Consider the following 19,573-nt stretch of genomic DNA (forward strand, 5'->3'; position numbering starts at 1 on the left):
TCGCGGGATAGAGCAGTAGGCAGCTCGTCGGGCTCATAACCCGAAGGTCACAGGTTCGAGTCCTGTTCCCGCTACTAAGTTGGTCACTTTAACCCTTTCAAGAGATTTTGAAGTAGTATTTTGAAAGTATTGGAAACTTCAGCGTAAAACACAGCGCGGGATAGAGCAGTAGGCAGCTCGTCGGGCTCATAACCCGAAGGTCACAGGTTCGAGTCCTGTTCCCGCTACTAAATTTATTGAATTTCAACGCACAGCGCGGGATAGAGCAGTAGGCAGCTCGTCGGGCTCATAACCCGAAGGTCACAGGTTCGAGTCCTGTTCCCGCTACTAAGTAACCCTTTCAGCAATGAGAGGGTTTTTTTGTGGGTAATTTTTACGAAAAACCTCACTTTTACTTCTATAGAATTCAAGAAACACACTCTCTACCTTCAATTTTACAATCAAAAAAGGCGTACTATTTTTTCAAGGTGTGCATATTTCGAAAAAAACTAGGTGTGCCACTTTTTTCAAAGGTGTGCTTTTTGGTGTGCCATTTTCATAAATTGAGGGTTCAAATCGGACACAAAACTTATAAAAAAGGTGTACCACTCTAAAATTCAGGTGTGCCACTTTTAACCTCCATTAACTTAATATACAAGCCATGAATAATAAAAAAATCAACATTATCTTTTTACTAGCAAAAGCACGAATAAACAAGCAAGGAAAATGTCCTTTAAGATGTAGAATCACCTACAATCAAAAAAGGCGTGAATTCGCCACCGGTCTACTTATAAAACCAAACGAATGGGACAGTTCCAAACAATGGATAAATACTGAAACAATTAATGACAGCCAAATAGAAACACAACTAAGCCTGATAAATCACATGATAAGTCAGGCTTTTTTATTTCTTCAGGTTCAACAAACCGATTTTGATGTTAACGACATATACCTTCATTTTAAAGGAGAAAATATAAAATCTGAAAAAACACTTTTGGAAATATTTGACCTACACAACGATTCAATGCAACGTCTTATCAATATTGAATATTCCATTGGTACTTACAAAAAATTCCTTGAAGCAAAAAATCACACCCAGGATTTTATAAAACATACGTACAAAAAGCAAGATCTTCTCCTAAAAGAAATAAATCTGAAGTTTTTAACTGAATTGGATCGGTATTTAAAAATTCAAAAGAAGCAAAAGCAAATCACCATTAATAAAACCATTCAGAGAATACGCAAAATAATCAAGTTAGCACTATCTGAAGGATTTATTATAACAGACCCTTTCCTACTCTACAAACCTAAAAAAGTTAAATTAGAAGTCATTTACTTAACTCCTGAAGAATTATCACTAGTTGAAAACCATAATTTCAAACAACGAAGACTTAGGCAGATTAAAGATTTATTTATTTTTTGCTGTTACACAGGTTTACCATATGAAGAAATGGTCAGTTTGAAAAACAAGAATATTATTTCAGGTTTTGACAAAGCTAGATGGATTCGTATTTTTAGAAAGAAAACAAAGAAATACATTTCAATTCCATTACTAGGTAAGGCAGAGGAAATAATTACAAAGTATGCAGACGATTCAATTCCAAATTCAAATATTTTACCAAAAATATCCAATCAAAAATTCAATTCATACTTAAAAGAAATCGCTGAAATAGTTGGTATAGAGAAAAGAATTACTCATCATACTGCACGTAAAACATTTGCCACAACTATTTTATTATACAATGATATTCCTATTGAAATAGTAAGCGAATTGCTTGGACATGCAAAAATCTCAACTACCCAAGAACATTATGCGAAAGTCGTTCAGAAAAAAGTAAGTGAGCAAATGAAGTCACTATCAGAAAAATTGAGTAAAAATGGGGATACCCGTAATTTGTAGTAAAATTAATCTTGTAAATTGATTAAATAAAGCCTGAATCACTTTGAGTAATTGCAACAATCATTTACAATAAAAAACATTAAGTCTAACCAAAAAACAAAAAACATGAGCGCTATTATTATTGGAATTATTTTAATTGTAATTTATTTTATTATTACAGCAATTAAAGAAAACGAAACTAGAGAAGCTGTTCAAAGAGAAAGAAGTAATAGCAATAAAAAAATAGCTAATATGCATTTTGAAAATTTAGTTCAAAACGAGATAAATAAAACAACGATTTTAAACGAAGCTCACAAAAACTTTATTAAAGAACTTGAAAACGAACCTTATATAAAAGAAGCTCATATAAATCATGACGTATTAAACATAATTATGAACCAGTTCTTGTACGAACAAGATGCTCAAGATTTTGCAGACAATCTAATTAGTTCATTAAACAATACAACTGGAATTAATATTATAAACATTTTTGATAGTAATAAAATTGGAATAGCTTCAGCAAAAAGAAATAAGTTCTAATACAATCAAATAGAAAAAGAATATCCATGGGTTATATTTTAAACGCACATTGCAGAATCTGCGATTACAAAACAGATATTTGGTTTGGTGGTGGAAGATTTAACTACCAGACCAATAATCCTGTTCCCGCAATAAATGTTCATACTGGAAAACTAGAGAGTGTGAACTACATTACTGATGATAAAAATCCAAATTACTTGTTTTACACCGACAATGACCTAAAAGGTGACAATGGTAAAAACAATGTTTTTCAAAACTTTGATTTGTTTTTAAATCAATCCAACAATTACTGCCCAAATTGCAAAGCCTTCACTTTTGACTTTCATATGCATATCCTATACTAATCGGAAAACTGACATTACAAAACACTAACAAAAAGCTACAAACCCTTTACATACTAGGGTTTTTCAGCATAGTCAATTCAGTAACATTATTAATAGTAATAGAGATATTAGTAGTGGATTAATAATTGATTAGACTTAGAATTAATTTTTTATCACTTTTATATTTAAAACTGCTCCATCATTACTTTGAAGCTGTAATACATAAATACCAAGACTCAAATCATCCATAGCAATACTATTTTTATCAATAGCAACAGTACCTTCTTTCACACGGACTCCTTTTAAATCAAAAATTGCGTAGTTATATTCTTGCTGAATATTATTTACTGAAATAAAAGTGTTTGTAGGATTCGGGTAAATATTTATTTGTGTTTCACCAAAACTTTCAGCACTTAAAGATTGACACGCCTGTGATGCAAATTTCGTAACAAAAAAATCAGTATTACCACCCACAGCATAATGCGTAACATTATTACTGTCCGTTAAAGCATATCCCATTCTGCCTCCCAAAATCAAATCTCCTGCATTGTCAAATTCCATTGCTGTAAAAGTATCATTTGATCCATTATTACCAACAATACGATGCAAACTAGTACATGCTCCAGTTGCAGGGTCCAAACGAGCTAACAAGGGATCAAAACCATTATTAGTTCCAGGACCTGTTATCGACTGATTGCCCCATACAAAAGGGGATGATACCATCTGACCTGCAAAGTAAATTGCTGTAGGAGTATATTTCATAGATGAATAAAGCAATTGACCTCCAGGTGGGTCATAATGACTCACCCAATCATAAGAGGTAACGGTTGGATTACACTTCATAACAAATCCTACAGCTCCAAATGGTAAATTGGATATATCCCAACCTAAAAAACTACCCGGAGCAAAATTACTAGTTCTTCCAGACAGATATACATTATTGTTTACATCAAAATCAACATCAGATAATTCTAATACAACACCTGTTGACTCTGTATGCCATTGATATTGGCCTAAAGCGTTAAAACATATAATCTTTGAGGGACCTGGAGTCATGCTTGTATTTCCATTATTGGCTGTCATGGTGATACTATTATTGTTATTTGCATGAATAGCATAATAATACCCATTATAGGGGTTGCGATACCAACGCATTTCACTAGAAGTATAATTTGATAGCTGTAAATCAAAAGGGGTAGCACTGATAAAATTACCAGAGGTGTCATACTTTAATACATAATATAAAAATGGTAAGTTAGTATTCGTATTACTAAATGCGCCATTTTCATAAGTACCTGGAGGAATCCATAAAAGCCAATGGATAACATCATTTACCATATAAAAATTTCGTACCATAAAAGGGTGGGACAATGGTGCTGAATTAGTTGATGGAGGATGTATATAATGTATCCACTGATATACTCCATTGCTGTTAAACTTGGCCATAAAAGCCCTTTGACATGCCGTTGGAGAATTAGTAGAAGTATAATCAATACCACTATTGTCCCCTATTTGAGGTATTGCGTAATACGGTTGACCAGCTGCACGACATTCTTTTAGATACCCCACTACATACACATTGTCTTGACTATCCACTTCGATACCAGCTGGAAAATCACTATCACCGCCGCCAAATACTTTGTGCCAGCGGTAAGTACCATCACAGCTATAACTAGCAATAACAAAATCAGTACTATTTATATCTTGCTCAAAAGTAGTTACTGGTACTGTCCCCAGTTGGACATTAAGCATAGTCACTACCGATACCACATAAACATTACGTTGGCTATCTGTAGCAATATCAATAACTTGTTCTTGTCTATAGTAGTTTGACCCCGATATACTCGCCGTTCCCCCTCCATTTTGCAACCATTGAAAACCTTGTCCTTGTAATGTTAAAGTACCTAAGCACAACACCAGTAATAGTAAAATTCTTTTCATCTATTTTATATTTCAATTTTAGTACAACACCAAACAAAAACACCGTATAGCGCATTATGTTATATTCAAATATAAAATAATATTTCAATAAATACTTACATAAATTTCACACTTTGTGTTAATTCCCAATATTTTACAAAATACAAAACAGTCCGTAAACCTCTAAGTGTTTCACCCTATACCCAAGTTTACATCGCACTATGGCCGGTAATTGAAATATTAGTAGTAACTGGATACTAAAATTTATTTTTTTCAAATTTTTTTATTTTTTTTCAGAAACGAACGTGATGTAATTAAGCATCAACCCCCATTCTACTTTGATTTTGGGTAATACCCCCGTTGGGCAAGGAAGTAGAATCATCACTCCACTTTGGTCAAGTGCGGCGGGTAGCACTCGCTATGTTTAATCTTAAATTTAAAAAACTATGGTACAAATTATTGATTACAAAGCTTACAAAAAAGAAAATGGCGAGGAGTTCTTTTCTTTAGTTGTTCAAGGAGGGGTTGAAGCAGTTATCAGCAGAGAAACTGGAAGAACTTACTTAACCGCTAAAACCGCAAGAGTTTCTTGCACTTTTAATGAAACAACCTGTCAATCCTTAATTGGAAGTTCATTGCCTGGTAAAATCGTAAAAGTTGAAGTTGAACCGTATGAATTCACAATTGAAGAAACAGGTGAAATGATTCAGCGTAACCATCGCCACGAATACATGAGTGATGAAAATGCAATTATTGCAGAAAATGTTAACCACGAAATGGTGATTGAATAAAACAACATTTATTATACGCCATACAGCTTAGTCAAGGGAGTTTCCAAATCGGAAGCTCCTTTTTTATTAATCAATTTAAAACATCTACACCATGAAATTAGAAAAAGCAAAAAGACATCAAGTCAAACTGCGAATTGGTATGTCAGGTCCTAGTGGATATGGTAAGACCTACAGTGCCTTACTCCTAGCCTTTGGAATTACCAACGATTGGAATAAAATTGCACTCATCGATACAGAAAACAATAGTGCCAGTTTATATTCTCATCTAGGAGAATTCAACGTATTGTCGTTAAGCGAACCGTATACTCCAGAACGGTATATTGAAGCTATTAAAATTTGTGAAAACGCTGCTATTGAAGTAGTAATTATAGATTCCATTTCACATGAATGGTCAGGAAAAGGTGGCTGTTTGGAAATTCACGAGCAGTTAGGAGGACGTTTTAACGATTGGGCAAAAATAACACCACGTCATAACGCTTTTATTGATGCCATTATACAATCCAAAACCCATATTATAACTACATCACGTAGAAAAGTGGATTACAGCTTGGATCAAGACAGCACTGGTAAAACCAAAGTCATGAAATTGGGTACTAAAGAAATCCAACGTGAGGGCTATGAGTATGAATTGACCGTCAATTTTGAATTCCTAAATGACAAACATTTAGTTGCTGCAAGTAAAGACAGAACAGGCTTATTTGTTGGAAAACCCGAGTTCATTATAAATTCATCTACAGGAAAGAAATTAAAAGACTGGTGCAATCAAGGTATTTCATTAGACACTTTAAAACTACAAATAGAAAATTGTACTACTGAAGAAGAATTAAAAACCATCTACAATAATAATTCGCAATTCAGCAAAGAATTATATCCCTTAATTGTAGCCAAAAAAGATGCATTGTCTGCATTAACTGCACAAGTCGTACCAACGGATAACATCATTTCAAATCAAAATACTCAACTTCATGGAAACAACCTTACAACAAAACATTAGCCACCAAATAATTGAGGAAGATGCAATTGTACAATCAAAAACTTCCTCCTTTATAGAAGCGAATACACTACCTGTAACTTTGGAACACCTCAAAAACGATTGTATCATTCCAGTTTTTGCAAAAGACAATGAAACCACTATTTCTCATTACCAATTCATCAATACTGTAAAAAATGTTATACAAGATGTTTTGGGGTATCAGGGTAATCTTGTTCCTGAAATTAGAGTTTCACATGTTATAAAAGGACGAATACCATCAGCTATTGGAAAACCTGCCAAAGATTTATTGGAAGAAGAAAAAACCATTTATTACGAACGTATGGCATTTCTATTTGAAATACCCGAAATAAGTGAAATTGTAAACGGTAACCCTTTAAACTTATGCATTGGTGGAGTACGCGCCTACAACCAAGAAAATTTATTTAGTAAAAAATCCATTGAGAAGTTTAAGCTATTTATTGGGTTTCAAAATAAGGTATGTACCAATCTTTGTATAGCAACGGATGGTTTAAAGGAGGATTTGCGTGTAAGTTCTATTGAGGAGCTAGCCAATCGAACTAATATCTTGTTTGAAAGCTATGATAAAAAAAAGCATTTGGAACTTATGCGTTCAATGAACGACTATTACCTTACGGAAAACCAATTTGCTCATTTAATTGGAAAAATGAAACTATTCCCTCATTTGGATAAGACTATTAAAAATGAAATTTTTACTCTAAAAATCAACGACAGTCAAATCAATTCCATTGTAAGGGATTACCATTTAGATGAAAACTTTGCTAAATCAGCAGACGATAAAATTAGCCTTTGGAATGTCTACAACCTATTTACAGAAGCCAATAAAAGCACGTATATAGACAGTAATTTGGAACGGAATGTAAATGCTTACGAGTTTATAAATTACCTCTTTAAAACGCTGCAAAACAACCAGACGGATTATTTCATCTATAATAATACAATAGCCTTTTCATGATGGTTTTATTAAAATTTACCCAAACAAAATTTACAATAATTCAGTAAAAATGAACAAAAAAGAACTCGCAGAAACATTAAAATACGCTTCTCCTCGAGTAATTTATGTGGTAACGTGGAATAATCTCCTAAAAAAACTATTTTGTCCTTTTCAAGTAAAGGTAATTCATGATATTGGAGCATTAAGAATTGGTGATATCGTATTTGTTGAAGCAGTAAAAGTAAATTTAGAATTAAAAACCGTTTACATCATTCAAGGTAAAGCCTATTACTACTACCATTTTGAAATCATCGTCTAAAGATATAATGATTCACTAATTACGATGAGTAATCATACCCAAAAGCAGTTATGTTGTATTTTGATATTAACTTTTGAGCCGTTCTCTGCTACATCAAAAAAACACTGAAAACGTTAATAACCTAGTCCATTTATCAGCACAAATCTAATTTGTGTTGGTATTTCTGGACTTATTATTGAGTTAAAATTAAAAAATTAACACTTTTGTACAAAATAATGTGTTAAAAATTTGGATTTCTCAAATATTTTTCTTATATTTGCAGCTAATTTCAGTTTTTTACTAAAAACTACTCTCTACAATTACTTAACAAATACTACATATTCAAAAATTCAAAAAAACTGATTCAAACTGAATGTTTAATCAATTTTGAAAAAATGAATTTATTGAAAGAAACTCAATTCAATTCTAATTATCAGTACCAACCACCTTCAAGTACTATTAATTATGTTACTGATTCACAAAAGAATCAATCTATCACTGAAACACCTTATTTTAAAGGAACTAACAACTTAAACACCCCAATCTTTACAGAAGATAGTAGTATCAATTTTCCGACATATTTATCATCTGTTGAAAGTATTACCATTCCTAAAACTGTAAAAAGAACGATTAATCGATTACCAAAATCAGTTTTAAATAAGATTGATAACAACAAAACTATTGCAGTAGAAAAATGTATGGATTTTGTATCAAATTTTACAGGTACAGTTTTTTATGAAAATGAATATGATCAATGGCTAAACCTAAATTCAAAATATCTTGATCAAAAATATAAAAAAGGAAATGACAATACCTACATCTACACATCGATAATTGATGCTTTAACGTACACAACCAATTCTACATATCCCATAATTGAAATTAAAAAAGGACAATATGGAAATGAAACATACAAATCTGGTTCATATTCAAAAGCTTATAAGTTAAACCAACGTTTTCAAACAATTAATTTTGAAACATATACATTAACAAGTGAAGACTTAATTGAGAAGCGAAGAAAGCAACATTTGAAAAAACTAAGTGAAGCTATAGAAAACAAAATCGCATATAATTTATTGAGAATCTATCCTATTCTTGAAATACCATCAATTGAGAAAATATCAATTGAAGCTGATCGATTAATTGAAGACAATTATCACTCCAAAAAAGGAAAAGCTTTGTGTAAATTAAATAAACGCAAGAAGGAGAAAATTAAAGATTTCAAAAACAAAACCTTTGTAGAGGAAAATATCAAGCAATATTTATACCTAACTCAAAAGGGATATTTAATGCCCCATATTGGTAATTATAAATCTGGAGGAAGGGTTGTAGACAGCTTTAATTTAATGCCGAGTTGGATAAGAGAGTTTGTTACAATAAACGGAGAAGAAATTATTGAAGTTGACTTTAAAGCTTTACACCCAAATTTAGCGATGCAAATTTACAAAGGCTCAACCAAGTATATAACGCATCAAAATGTCGCAAATGCCCTTGGAATTAGCTTACAAGAGGTAAAAACAGAGCACTTATCCTTTTTCAACAGAAAGATTCAAGGAATGAAAAGAAGCCCTCTATACGAGTATTACAACCTACATGAACCAGAATTATTGAAAAATATAATTAAAGACAAGAGAGGGTCTAATTTTGGTCATAAAATAACTTCAATGAAAATGTTTGAATTAGAAGTACAAATTATGACTGAAGTAATACGCAGATTAAACAACCAAGGAATATATGTGCTATACATATATGATGCTTTGGGTTGTAAAAAAAGTGAAGCTGATATAGTTCAAAAAACAATGAATGAAGTGATATTGGAATTTGGAGTATTTACAGTAGCAGGATAATAAATAAAAAACAAGAAAGATGATGATAGAAGGAATAATTTACAAAGCAACAAACACGCTAAATGGCGAAGTTTACATTGGGGCTACAACCCAAAATATTGAAGAAAGAATACAAGACCATTACCAAAAGTCAAGTTCAGGAAGCAACATTAAATTCCATAAGGCAATCAACACATACGGACCAGAAACTTTCAATTGGGAACAAATTGATACTGCAACTACTCAAGATGAACTAGCGCAAAAAGAAATTTTACACATTAAAGTAGAAAATTCGTATATTAATGGCTACAACGCTGACAAAGGAGGAGGTTTTAAAAAAACAATTTATAAGTACAACCTTGATGGCACTTTAAATAGCACTTTTGACAATTTAACAGATTCTGGAAACAGTATAAATGTAAAAAAACAAAGTATAAGTAGAGCTTGTTGGAGTGTGAACCAAACCGCAGGAGGTTATATGTGGAGTTATGAATACAAAGAGCCTTTTACTCTGAACAATGACAGTAGAAAAAAAGCAGTACAACAATTCAGTTTAAAAGGGAATTTATTGAATACATATGTTTCAGCTTCTGAAGCTTCTAGAATTACAGGTATATCAAAATCCTGTATAACTAAGTGTTGTAGAGGAGAAAGAAAACAATCAGGGGGATATATTTGGCTTTATGTGGGTCCAAGAGAAAAAAACTAGATTAAAACCTAAATTCTGAATAAATGATAAAAATTCTACTATAGCAAACACTAAAAGACAAATAGTATACCATTCTTATTCTAGGCAATATTTAAACTCTGAAGATTTTGAATATGGTGAAAACACTTCAAACATTCTACTCTTAAGAAACAACAGAAATAAAAATGTACTAACAAAGCAAGTAGCTGAAGATTACATTGTAAACGAAATAATCCCTACATTATAAAAAGCTCTCAAATGAGAGCTTTTTTTATTATATCTCACATCAAAACCTAACTTAAATCTACTACCTCAGCACTTGGAGCATTATTTTTGACTGATTCAATTCCGTTATCTCTTGAAGCTGTACTTTCATACATTTCACTCGTTCCAATAATTTGACCATTAGAAGATTTTAAATTAAAATAAGGCTTACCATTCGTTGATGTCTTTCTTTCAAAACGCTCATCAATTTTAGAATTTGTTTTAACAGAATCAATTCCGTTTTCACAACCTGCTTTAGAAGAATAGCCTTGACTAGTTAAGATAACTTGACCATTGCCAGCTTTCAAATTGAATTGATAATCCCCATTTGTTCTTTTTGTAATCTCAAATTTTCCCATTTTAATAAAATTTTATAATTGTTTAATTTTCAGACCTAAATATAAATAAAAAATCACAGAACGTTAGTTGTTTTTTTTTAGTTAACTAGGAAAAAACATTGAATAAGTATATTTTCGTTGCAGTAATAAAGAAGATTGGACGTTCTTTTATGAAAGAGTAGTTTTTACGCATATAATAACTTAAGAGAAGTTTACTAAATCTTACAAGTATAAATACAACGGTAAAGAGTTTCAAGATGAGCTAGGACTTAATGTTACGGCAATGGATTTTAGACAATATGACCCTGCAATAGGACTTTTTTATGGAATGGATAGATTGGCGGAGATAGCACCAGGATTTACCCCATATCGCTTCGCGTTTAATAATCCAATAGTCTTTTCAGACCCAACAGGATTAATTGAAGAAAGTGTTTTAATGGAGATGTTTGATAGGAGTCGTGATGATGTAACCGTCTGGAACAATAATGGAAATGGAGGTTTTGAAACCTATGATGGTGGTTACGTAAACTTTTACAGTTCAGATATAAGTTTAAATATGTCACCAGGTGAATTAATTATGTTACCAGGAATTGAAGTTGTTGGCAATTCAAGAACAGGATATAGTGAAAGTGCAATTAATGGTGCGGCTAATAGACTAGAGGCTCTTGTTTATGGCTCCCAGTGGTATGGTGAAAATGATATGAGTTCTCAGTTTGATTCTTGGACTGCATTAAAAATAGGAGTTAGCACACAATCATTTCAATTAGGTACCAGAGGTAATTTAAAATCAAATCGTTTTGGTTGGTTTAATGCTAAGGGAAAATGGAGGAGTTCAAATATCTTGGCAAAACAAGCAAATGGCAAATTCATCAGAGGAGTTCAAGGTCAAAGAATTAATCAGAATTTCGCAAAAAATATCTCGGCAAAACTTAGTGCTGGCTCACTAAAATGGGGCTATGCTTCTGCGGTTTTAACAACGTTAGAAGCAGGGTCTGATGGTAAATTAACTTATGGTGAAGGTGCTAAGATTGCAATTTCAATACTTTCTACAATGGGACCTCTAGGCTGGGCGTACAGCGGCGTTGATTTAACAGTTTCTTTATTTAATAATGGTGTTGGAGTAACTGATATGATTGGGAATGCGATTGACGAAAGTACTGGAGGAGTAAATGTTAATATAAATCCTTTTGATTAATTCAATTATGAAAAAAATAAAAAAGCTTTTAAGTTATAGTTATTGGTGTTGTGCTCATTTAAATTATAAACATTTTGGGGAAAATGGTGAAACAGGTAAAATAATTTTATCATTTATTGTTTTTTTTGGAATATTCGATGTTTTAATGTTTTTCAGGGTACTATTGTTTGAGCACATAGATTTTGTTATTTTATTTGGACATTTTTTTAAGGATGTTTATAAAATTGCTGGTTTAATATTTGCATTCATAATTTATTATTTAGTTAGCAAATATTTTAAAAATTATCCTATAATGAATAATAAAGAATTCTTTGGCATATCGAAAAGAAGTAGAGTTTTACATACTATTTATGTCTTCATTTTTTTAACTTTAGAATTATACCTCTTATTAATATTACTAAGTCCTACTTTTCATCCGAGGCAGATAATAGGTAATTTAATAATGTTTCTGTATTAGTAATATTAATTTTAGAACAAGTTCTTTCTTTTATATGTAAAAGGAGATTCCTAACCGTTTCGCCTCATCCTTTATCCATTTTAAGTATTTATAAGCCCATATAACACCTCAATTATCCTCAATATAACATTCTCATAAAATCATTGGTAAAAATAATAGCATTTTAAATACATTTAGTGTATCAACAAATAAACTTATGATTAATTCTATAGGTGGAAGTATTAAAAGGAATATACAATGACCAAGTTCAACAATGACCAATGCTTCATTTGCGACTTATCAATAGATGATTAACTCAGGAATAGAAAGCATAGGAACAGGAGCTTCTAATTTTACAGATAAATAAATTATGAAAACTAAAAATTTTAATTATTTTATTCTTTTTTTGTCTTTAATTTGGATTGTTTATAATCTTTATGAAGGAAATAATTACGACAATGAAATTGAAAACCATGGAATAGTTACGGTTGGTAAAATTACTGAGTTCAAGGGAGCAAGTATGAGACCATACTTAAGATACAAATATTATGTTAATGAAAAAGCTTGGGGTTCTGATTCACCAAGGGATGAAAAAGGAGAGAAAATTGGAGGATTTTACAAAGTAATTTATTCTTCAAATAATCATGAAGTAAGTAGAATCTATCTAAATGAACCTATAACTGATACAACATTAATATTAGAGGCTGGATTTTCAAGAGAAGATTTAAAAAGTATAAGTACAAATTAAATTAAAAAACAAAGGCGATTCCTAACCGTTTCGCCTCAATCCATTTTAAGCATTTATAAGCCCATATAACACCTCAAATATCCTCAACAACATTCTCATAAAAACATTTTTAAGTGTCTTATATGAGCTGTATTGAGGTTATAAAGGGTTTGATTAGTTAAGTGTATAAAGCAAGAAATCCTAACTGATATGGTTAGGATTTTCTTATTTATTGTAGTCCATAAAGGAAGCTTAAATCACCATTAATAAAACCATTCAGAGAATACGCTAAAAAACAAAACACTCATTACCAATAAAATAAAACCTTATTTTATAATAAAAACAATGAACTATTATGATTTTCTAATTTTTTAAAAACAACACAATTTGCATTAAACTTACAGCAAATATTAATACTATTGAGATTAGTTTCTTACTAAGAGAAAAAGGCAATGGCTTTCCTAAAATTTCATTATTTATATGTGAATTTAATTGATTGAAATAATACACAATATATACTATCCCAAGAATGGAAAAACTAAAAACCATCATAATAAAATAATGTTTTTTTTCCATTTTTAAACCTAAGATTTCCTTAAATTCATTAAAATATTTTGAATAAAAAATTAATACAACAAAAAATAAAACATTCGCAATTAGCTTAGCAATTACTTTTCTATCTATTAAAAAAAAAGTGAAAAAATTAATCGTTAATAATAAAATTAAAAATAAAAAATCCATGCCTAAAATTATTTGAACATACTAAATCCAAATTAAAATTTGGTTTACGAAATTAAGTATAGCGCAAATAAAATAATTTTTATCCATTTAGAATATCAAATTTAAATAAAAGGCATACAAATCGACAACAAAAAAACCACACCCCTTGTAAAGTCAAGTATACAAAGGGATTACCATCACAGGTTCGAGTCCTGTTCCCGCTACTAAGTAACCCTTTCAGCAATGAGAGGGTTTTTTTGTGGGTAATTTTTAAGAAAAACCTCACTTTTACTTCTATAGAATTCAAAAAACACTTCTATTCTTTTGATATACGGTTTTCCGTAATTATTTTAAAAATGAATTAATTTTCTTTGCTCTATAATATTCAAAAAAAAAATAGAAATACAATAATAAAAATATCAACTTGAGTTTTAAGCACCCCGCTAAAGCCATACGTAAAAACACGTACATAAATACGTAATTTTACGTATTGCCTTCTAAAACCATGTTTATTTATTTTGTAATTTAAATCTACAAAGTTATGACAGAGACAATCGGCAAAGTAATTTTATGCTACAACATTGCAGAGAAACATAAAGAAGCAAAAGATGCTTTACTGGATATGGGATATTTTGACGATTTCTGGATTTTTAAAAAAGAAAAAATATACAATCTAACAGAAGACACCTTGTGGCACCCAAAAAAGCGTGTTTCGGATGCAACTAAAGATATTAAAGCAATTTGTAATCGACTAGATATCGCTTTACTAAAGTCGGTTGCGGTATTAGCAGCCAATGAAATAGATGCTTATAATGGTGAAATTCACCATACTAATGAGATTGTAAAAAAAGAAGAAGTCCTTCAAAAATAAAACCCTAAAAATCTATATCTTAAATTTTATAGCCTAAAATTGTAACTTTTTTGTAGCTATTCGCGTACAATAAAGACAATCTTAATTACAATTCTTGAAAGACCAAAGCCATAAACTCAACTTCAAAGTCTTAAAACTTTCCAGTAGTAACTTCTATACTACTTCTAAAAACACGATTAAAGCTTTACCTTTTTCAAGACAATTTTCTAACCCATAATTTATATTCAAGTATGTTAACATTTCTAGGTTTCCTATTGGTTGCTTTCGCAATTGCAATGACATTTGTTTACCCCTATTTAAGAAAAACAAACGGCGAAATAGACGTAAACGGTAATAGACAACCTCCACATTCACCACTATTGACCATGTGGGATTTTAAAATGCGAGCTGGAGTATTTGCATTTGGCTTAGTTTTATTACTTTTAAGTGAATCGGTAATTTTCGCAAAAGAAGGACACCAATATTACATATTAAGTCCATCGGGAGCACGTTCAACAATTATGACACCAGGTATTAAATTTGTTGTGCCTTTTAGTAAAATTCAAGAGTGGGAAAAATTCATTGACATCAAATGTGTAGCGCTTGACAAAAAAGGAAATTACAAACAAGACGTTACCGGTATTGAAGGCATTATTCCAAACGGAATCAATGTGCGTTTCATCGATAAAGTTGACGCCAATGTGTATGCTTCTGTTCGATTTGAAATGCCTAATGACGATGCCTCATTTATTAAACTTGTAGAAACCTACAGACAACCTTCAAACTTAATCAACAACACTTTGTTGCCAACCATTTCAGAGCAATTAAAAAACGTTACCTTCATGTATTCGGCTGAAGATTATGTTTCAGGTTCAGCAACCGATTACCGTATGACTATTGAAGACGCTCTTAAAAACGGAGGCTTTGTAGTTAAAAAAGTGGAGGTACGCGATACAATTTACAATGAAACTGGAATCGACTCCTTGGTTAAAAAGAAAAGAAGTATTAAGGAAATTAACAAGTTTATCCGTAACGAGAAAATTTTTGTAAACGGTATTCCTAAAAGAATTCCTCACGAAATCAACGTAAACAAAATTATTACTGCACAAGTAATTATCGATGATGTAGATTTGAATAAGGCTTTTGAAGACAAATTAAAACAACAACGTGATATTTCTGCCGAGAAGATTATTGAAATCCAAAAAGTTGAAACAGCTAGAGCTGCACAACAACGTATCGTTGCTGAAGGAGAACGAGACAAAGCTGCTGAGCGTGTAAAACAGGAAAAGCTGCAAGTAAATACATTGATTGCCATTGAAACTCGTGTAAAAGAAGAGGAATCCAATAGACAATTAGCCGAAATTGCGGTTAAAACTGCTGAACTTGAAGCTCGAGCATTATTAATAAAAGAAAAGGCTGAGGCTGACGCCAATCGCTTAAAAGTAAATGCTGGTTTAACACCACAAGAAAAAGCGCAAATTGAAAAAGAAACCCGCATTGGTGTTGCACATGAGTTATCAAATATGCAAGTTCCAACTAATATGATTATAAATGGCAATAATGCAAATGGTAATTCAACAGAATCACTATTACAAATAAAACTACTAAAAGATATCACCAATAAATAAAATTGGATAAATTCAATTTAAAAGCTCCTTTTGAAGGAGCTTTTTTTATTAAACTGTTTTACATTAATTTACATTTTTTACTTACAAAATAAAATTCAGATACTAATTTTACAAAAAAGTTATTCTAACTTTAAGTATGCAAATGAAAAATATAATCGTTATAGGGGTCTTTCTGTTGATTTCATCATTTTGTATCGCTCAAAATAATGAAATTGTAAACGACAGTACGACTGTATACCACGATATTCATAATTTTTCAAAAAAGAACAGCTTTTCAAGGGCAATCTACAAACTAATTTTTAGACCTTCAGCACTCAATAAAACTGTAAATCGTATTATAGAACCCAACTACAGACCCGACCAAAATAATTATAAAGGAAAAATTATACGAAATATAAAAATTAAAACCCTAGATCCATTTGGTTACTCTATTAGTGATTCCTCCAAAGTACCAACGAAAAAATTTGAAACTTTTGGAAATCATATCCATGTAAAAACCAAAAAACTGACCATTAAAAACTTATTACTCTTTAAAAACAACGACCCTTACGACCCTCTGTTTATCGCAGAATCGGAGCGTTTAATAAGAAGTCAACGCTACATACGTCGTGTAGAAATAAACACTATCGAACTTCCCAATACAATAGACTCTGTTGACATTGAAGTAGTAGCTTTGGATACTTGGAGTTTAATCCCAAATGGAAACTTATCCGAAGGTGAAGGAACTTTTAATTTAAAAGAGCGCAATGTTTTAGGTCTCGGACACCAACTTTATGGCCGATTTAAAGAGCGTTTTATTGATAAAGAAAAAAATATTTCCGGTCGCTACACCATCAACAACATCAAGAACAGTTACCTCGAGCTCACTCTTAATTACGAAAATGATTTTGACAACAACAGTGTAAGAAGTGTCTCTTTACAGCGTAAATTTTTCTCCCCTTTGACGAAATGGGCTGGTGGCGTTTATTTTGAAAATAGAACACAAAGTGAAGAGTTTAGCCAAATAATTGTTGATAGTATCGTTGTTAGTCCTACAAAATCGGAATATGGCGAAATATGGGCCGGACATTCCTTTAGGCTATCCGACAAAATGGAATATCGCTTTCGAGCAACCAAACTTATCACTTCCCTCACACTGAATCAAAAGAAATATTTTGAAAGTCCGCCTTTTGCAATCGATCCTTATGCTTTTTTCTCAGATGAAAAAAATGCAATATTTCAAGTTGGATTAACTTCTCAAAAATACTATCAAGATAAATTTATCTTCAACTACGATCTTCCAGAAGATGTTCCTTATGGTAAAATAATGGCATTAAAGGTAGGATATCAAGATAAAAATAATTTAACCCTCTGGTATTTTGGATCCAAATTTGCGTATGGTAGAAAATTAAACATTGGCTATTTGAGTGGTTCTGCAGAATGGGGCAGTTTTTATGATAACAGAACCACACAAGAAATCGCTTTACGATTGGAATTCACGTATTTTACCAATCTCTTTTATCTTGGAAAATGGCGTATACGACAATTTGTAAAACCATCTTACATATGGGGAACTAACCGTAACCCTTCTGAAAAAGACCAACTAACCTTAAATGACAATCTCGGTATCCCTGGTTTTGAAAGTCTTATTACAGGTACTCAAAAAGGCGTTTTAAGCTTACAAACGCAAACCTATACGCCTGGCAGTTGGCATGGATTTCGTTTTAGCCCCTACCTCAATATGACTTTTGGAGTACTTCCCGGCGTAAATACTGATTTTTTCAACAGCCGTATATATTCCAACTTTGGCGTTGGCGTTTTAATCAATAATGACTATTTGGTTTTTAATCATTTTCAAATTTCGTTTTCATACTATCCTTCTATTCCTTTGGAAGGAACAAATATTTTCAAAACTAATTCTTTTGAAAATACCGACTTGTCACTTCCTGACTTCCAACTATCTAAGCCAGAATATATTCGGTACGAATAAAAACGATTTTATTAGTTGGTTAACATAAATTATAGTAGTTTTGCGCCGGAATAAGAAATAGGTTTACAACTGCTTTTAAAAAGCATTATTTTTTACAATTATGAACATGAAAAAAATTGTTGAGTACCGAAAACTACTTAACGTAACGAAAGATGCTACTTTAAAAGAGTTAAAGACTATCTACCGAAACAGCATGAAAGAGAATCATCCGGATAAATTTACCGATGAGGAACAAAAAAAGGAAGTAGAAGCAATCAGTACTTTAACAATTGAAGCCTATCATTTTTTAGTGAGTATTGCTCCTGAAACCCTTGAAAAAGACAAAGAAGAATATACAAAAACCACTACAACTTCTAATATTTTAGACTTTTACATGGACAACAGTGTATTGTATGTAAATTTCTTAGATGGTAATAAGTATGAATATTTTGGTGTACCAAAAAACATTTATATCAAAATGATTAATGCGGAATCGCCTAGCCGTTTCGCAAGACGTCATATTTACAATACTTATTTATACAGAAGCGCTAGTAAATTAGTTGCAACTGTATAAAAATAAAAAAGCCTTTCAGATGAAAGGCTTTTTTATTTTTATAAATCATCAATGTTTATCAATTGTCTTTTTAAGGCATAAATAACAGCCCCAATAATATTTTTAGACGCCGTCTTATCCATTATATGCTTTCGATGCGTATCAACAGTTCTCACTGTAATATTTAACTCTTCTGCAATTTCTTTACTACTTAACTCCCGTGAAGCTAATTTAATAATTTCAATTTCTCTAGTAGTTAACATTGCATTATCTTCATATACTGTAGTTGAATAATTGGCTTTTTTCTCCCACAGTAATGCCTCTCTTAGCACCGAACCTAGCTCGTTACCAAAATAATATCCTTTATCTGAAATACTACTTATAGCCTGCGCCAATTGTTCTGGGTCGGAATTTTTTGTAAAAAACCCATGCGCTCCCATTTCCATTACACGATGAATACTTTCTTTTGTGGTTAACTGTGATATGATAAGAATGTACAAGTCTGGATATTGCTCACGAAGCACTTTACACGTTTGAAAACCATCCATTTCGGGCATTTGAATATCCAATAACACCAAGTCAACGGGAACATCAACCAGTTTTTCTAAGAATTCTTTTCCGTTACCTGCTTGTAATACCACTTCTACTCCATCAAAAGTATTCACTAGATGCACAAGACTTTTACGAAACAATTGATGGTCGTCTACAATAGCAATTTTCATGT

Annotated in this window: 18 protein-coding genes, 3 tRNA genes and 1 pseudogene; 18 read left to right on the plus strand and 4 right to left on the minus strand. The window is 31.6% G+C overall.

The features are described 5' to 3' along the window. Position 1: 1 nt before the first annotated feature. From ACFS5J_RS06700 to ACFS5J_RS06725, 6 genes are all read left to right on the plus strand, one after another. A tRNA-Met gene (locus tag ACFS5J_RS06700) sits at positions 2-74 on the plus strand. Between the two features lie 80 nt (positions 75-154). Continuing rightward, positions 155-227 (plus strand) — tRNA-Met (locus ACFS5J_RS06705). A gap of 27 nt (positions 228-254) precedes the next feature. Beyond that, positions 255-327, plus strand: a tRNA-Met gene (locus ACFS5J_RS06710). Between the two features lie 313 nt (positions 328-640). Beyond that, a complete protein-coding gene (locus tag ACFS5J_RS06715; RefSeq protein WP_379811299.1) occupies positions 641-1,879 on the plus strand; it encodes a tyrosine-type recombinase/integrase in 1,239 nt (412 codons plus the stop codon). Positions 1,880-1,984: 105 nt separating this feature from the next. Further along, complete coding sequence (locus tag ACFS5J_RS06720; protein ID WP_379811301.1) at positions 1,985-2,398, plus strand: hypothetical protein; 414 nt, start codon at positions 1,985-1,987, stop codon at positions 2,396-2,398. Positions 2,399-2,424: 26 nt separating this feature from the next. After that, positions 2,425-2,742 (plus strand): hypothetical protein, encoded by a 318-nt coding sequence (locus tag ACFS5J_RS06725; RefSeq protein ID WP_379811302.1) that lies wholly within the window; start codon positions 2,425-2,427, stop codon positions 2,740-2,742. A 141-nt stretch (positions 2,743-2,883) separates the two neighbouring features. Here the strand turns inward: ACFS5J_RS06725 and ACFS5J_RS06730 are convergent, their stop codons facing one another. Beyond that, on the minus strand, positions 2,884-4,662 hold the full coding sequence (locus tag ACFS5J_RS06730) for a T9SS type A sorting domain-containing protein (protein ID WP_379811303.1): 1,779 nt from the start codon (positions 4,660-4,662) through the stop codon (positions 2,884-2,886). Between the two features lie 425 nt (positions 4,663-5,087). Between ACFS5J_RS06730 and ACFS5J_RS06735 the strand changes: the two genes are divergently transcribed. From ACFS5J_RS06735 to ACFS5J_RS06760, 6 genes are all read left to right on the plus strand, one after another. Further along, positions 5,088-5,432 carry a hypothetical protein gene (locus ACFS5J_RS06735; protein ID WP_379811305.1) on the plus strand — a complete coding sequence of 115 codons (345 nt, stop codon included), beginning with the start codon at positions 5,088-5,090 and terminating at the stop codon, positions 5,430-5,432. A gap of 91 nt (positions 5,433-5,523) precedes the next feature. Then, the gene (locus ACFS5J_RS06740) at positions 5,524-6,426 is read left to right on the plus strand and encodes an AAA family ATPase (protein ID WP_379811307.1); all 903 of its coding nucleotides are present in this window, start codon (positions 5,524-5,526) and stop codon (positions 6,424-6,426) included. Next, positions 6,398-7,399: a DUF3871 family protein gene (locus ACFS5J_RS06745; RefSeq protein ID WP_379811308.1), complete on the plus strand. Its 1,002-nt coding sequence runs from the start codon at positions 6,398-6,400 to the stop codon at positions 7,397-7,399. Before ACFS5J_RS06740 ends, ACFS5J_RS06745 begins: the two co-directional genes overlap by 29 nt. A gap of 49 nt (positions 7,400-7,448) precedes the next feature. Beyond that, the gene (locus tag ACFS5J_RS06750; RefSeq protein ID WP_379811309.1) at positions 7,449-7,697 is read left to right on the plus strand and encodes a hypothetical protein; all 249 of its coding nucleotides are present in this window, start codon (positions 7,449-7,451) and stop codon (positions 7,695-7,697) included. Between the two features lie 374 nt (positions 7,698-8,071). Next, complete coding sequence (locus ACFS5J_RS06755) at positions 8,072-9,523, plus strand: hypothetical protein (RefSeq protein ID WP_379811310.1); 1,452 nt, start codon at positions 8,072-8,074, stop codon at positions 9,521-9,523. A gap of 19 nt (positions 9,524-9,542) precedes the next feature. Next, positions 9,543-10,211, plus strand: a complete 669-nt coding sequence (locus ACFS5J_RS06760) for an NUMOD1 domain-containing DNA-binding protein (RefSeq protein ID WP_379811312.1) — start codon at positions 9,543-9,545, stop codon at positions 10,209-10,211. Positions 10,212-10,483: 272 nt separating this feature from the next. Here the strand turns inward: ACFS5J_RS06760 and ACFS5J_RS06765 are convergent, their stop codons facing one another. Then, positions 10,484-10,813: a YegP family protein gene (locus ACFS5J_RS06765; RefSeq protein ID WP_379811313.1), complete on the minus strand. Its 330-nt coding sequence runs from the start codon at positions 10,811-10,813 to the stop codon at positions 10,484-10,486. A 214-nt stretch (positions 10,814-11,027) separates the two neighbouring features. On the opposite strand from ACFS5J_RS06765, the pseudogene ACFS5J_RS06770 reads away from it, so the two are divergent. Beyond that, a pseudogene (locus ACFS5J_RS06770) lies at positions 11,028-11,987 on the plus strand (RHS repeat-associated core domain-containing protein); the annotation flags it as partial. Between the two features lie 806 nt (positions 11,988-12,793). Then, positions 12,794-13,171 carry a hypothetical protein gene (locus ACFS5J_RS06775; RefSeq protein WP_379811315.1) on the plus strand — a complete coding sequence of 126 codons (378 nt, stop codon included), beginning with the start codon at positions 12,794-12,796 and terminating at the stop codon, positions 13,169-13,171. Positions 13,172-13,513: 342 nt separating this feature from the next. On the opposite strand, the gene ACFS5J_RS06780 is transcribed toward ACFS5J_RS06775, so the two are convergent. Beyond that, positions 13,514-13,891 (minus strand): hypothetical protein, encoded by a 378-nt coding sequence (locus tag ACFS5J_RS06780; protein ID WP_379811316.1) that lies wholly within the window; start codon positions 13,889-13,891, stop codon positions 13,514-13,516. A 520-nt stretch (positions 13,892-14,411) separates the two neighbouring features. On the opposite strand from ACFS5J_RS06780, the gene ACFS5J_RS06785 reads away from it, so the two are divergent. The 4 genes from ACFS5J_RS06785 to ACFS5J_RS06800 all read left to right on the plus strand — a co-directional run bounded on the left by ACFS5J_RS06785 (position 14,412) and on the right by ACFS5J_RS06800 (position 18,870). Then, complete coding sequence (locus ACFS5J_RS06785) at positions 14,412-14,741, plus strand: hypothetical protein (protein WP_379811317.1); 330 nt, start codon at positions 14,412-14,414, stop codon at positions 14,739-14,741. A gap of 230 nt (positions 14,742-14,971) precedes the next feature. Further along, the gene (locus tag ACFS5J_RS06790) at positions 14,972-16,348 is read left to right on the plus strand and encodes a hypothetical protein (protein WP_379811319.1); all 1,377 of its coding nucleotides are present in this window, start codon (positions 14,972-14,974) and stop codon (positions 16,346-16,348) included. Between the two features lie 142 nt (positions 16,349-16,490). Then, positions 16,491-18,317: a hypothetical protein gene (locus ACFS5J_RS06795; protein WP_379811320.1), complete on the plus strand. Its 1,827-nt coding sequence runs from the start codon at positions 16,491-16,493 to the stop codon at positions 18,315-18,317. 106 nt (positions 18,318-18,423) lie between these two features. Continuing rightward, positions 18,424-18,870, plus strand: a complete 447-nt coding sequence (locus ACFS5J_RS06800) for a KTSC domain-containing protein (protein WP_379811321.1) — start codon at positions 18,424-18,426, stop codon at positions 18,868-18,870. A 38-nt stretch (positions 18,871-18,908) separates the two neighbouring features. Here ACFS5J_RS06800 and ACFS5J_RS06805 read toward each other — a convergent pair whose 3' ends face one another. Beyond that, the gene (locus ACFS5J_RS06805; protein WP_379811323.1) at positions 18,909-19,571 is read right to left on the minus strand and encodes a response regulator transcription factor; all 663 of its coding nucleotides are present in this window, start codon (positions 19,569-19,571) and stop codon (positions 18,909-18,911) included. Positions 19,572-19,573: the final 2 nt, after the last annotated feature.

The organism is Flavobacterium chuncheonense (genome assembly GCF_042686145.1).
GTDB classification, from domain to species: Bacteria; Bacteroidota; Bacteroidia; order Flavobacteriales; family Flavobacteriaceae; genus Flavobacterium; species Flavobacterium chuncheonense.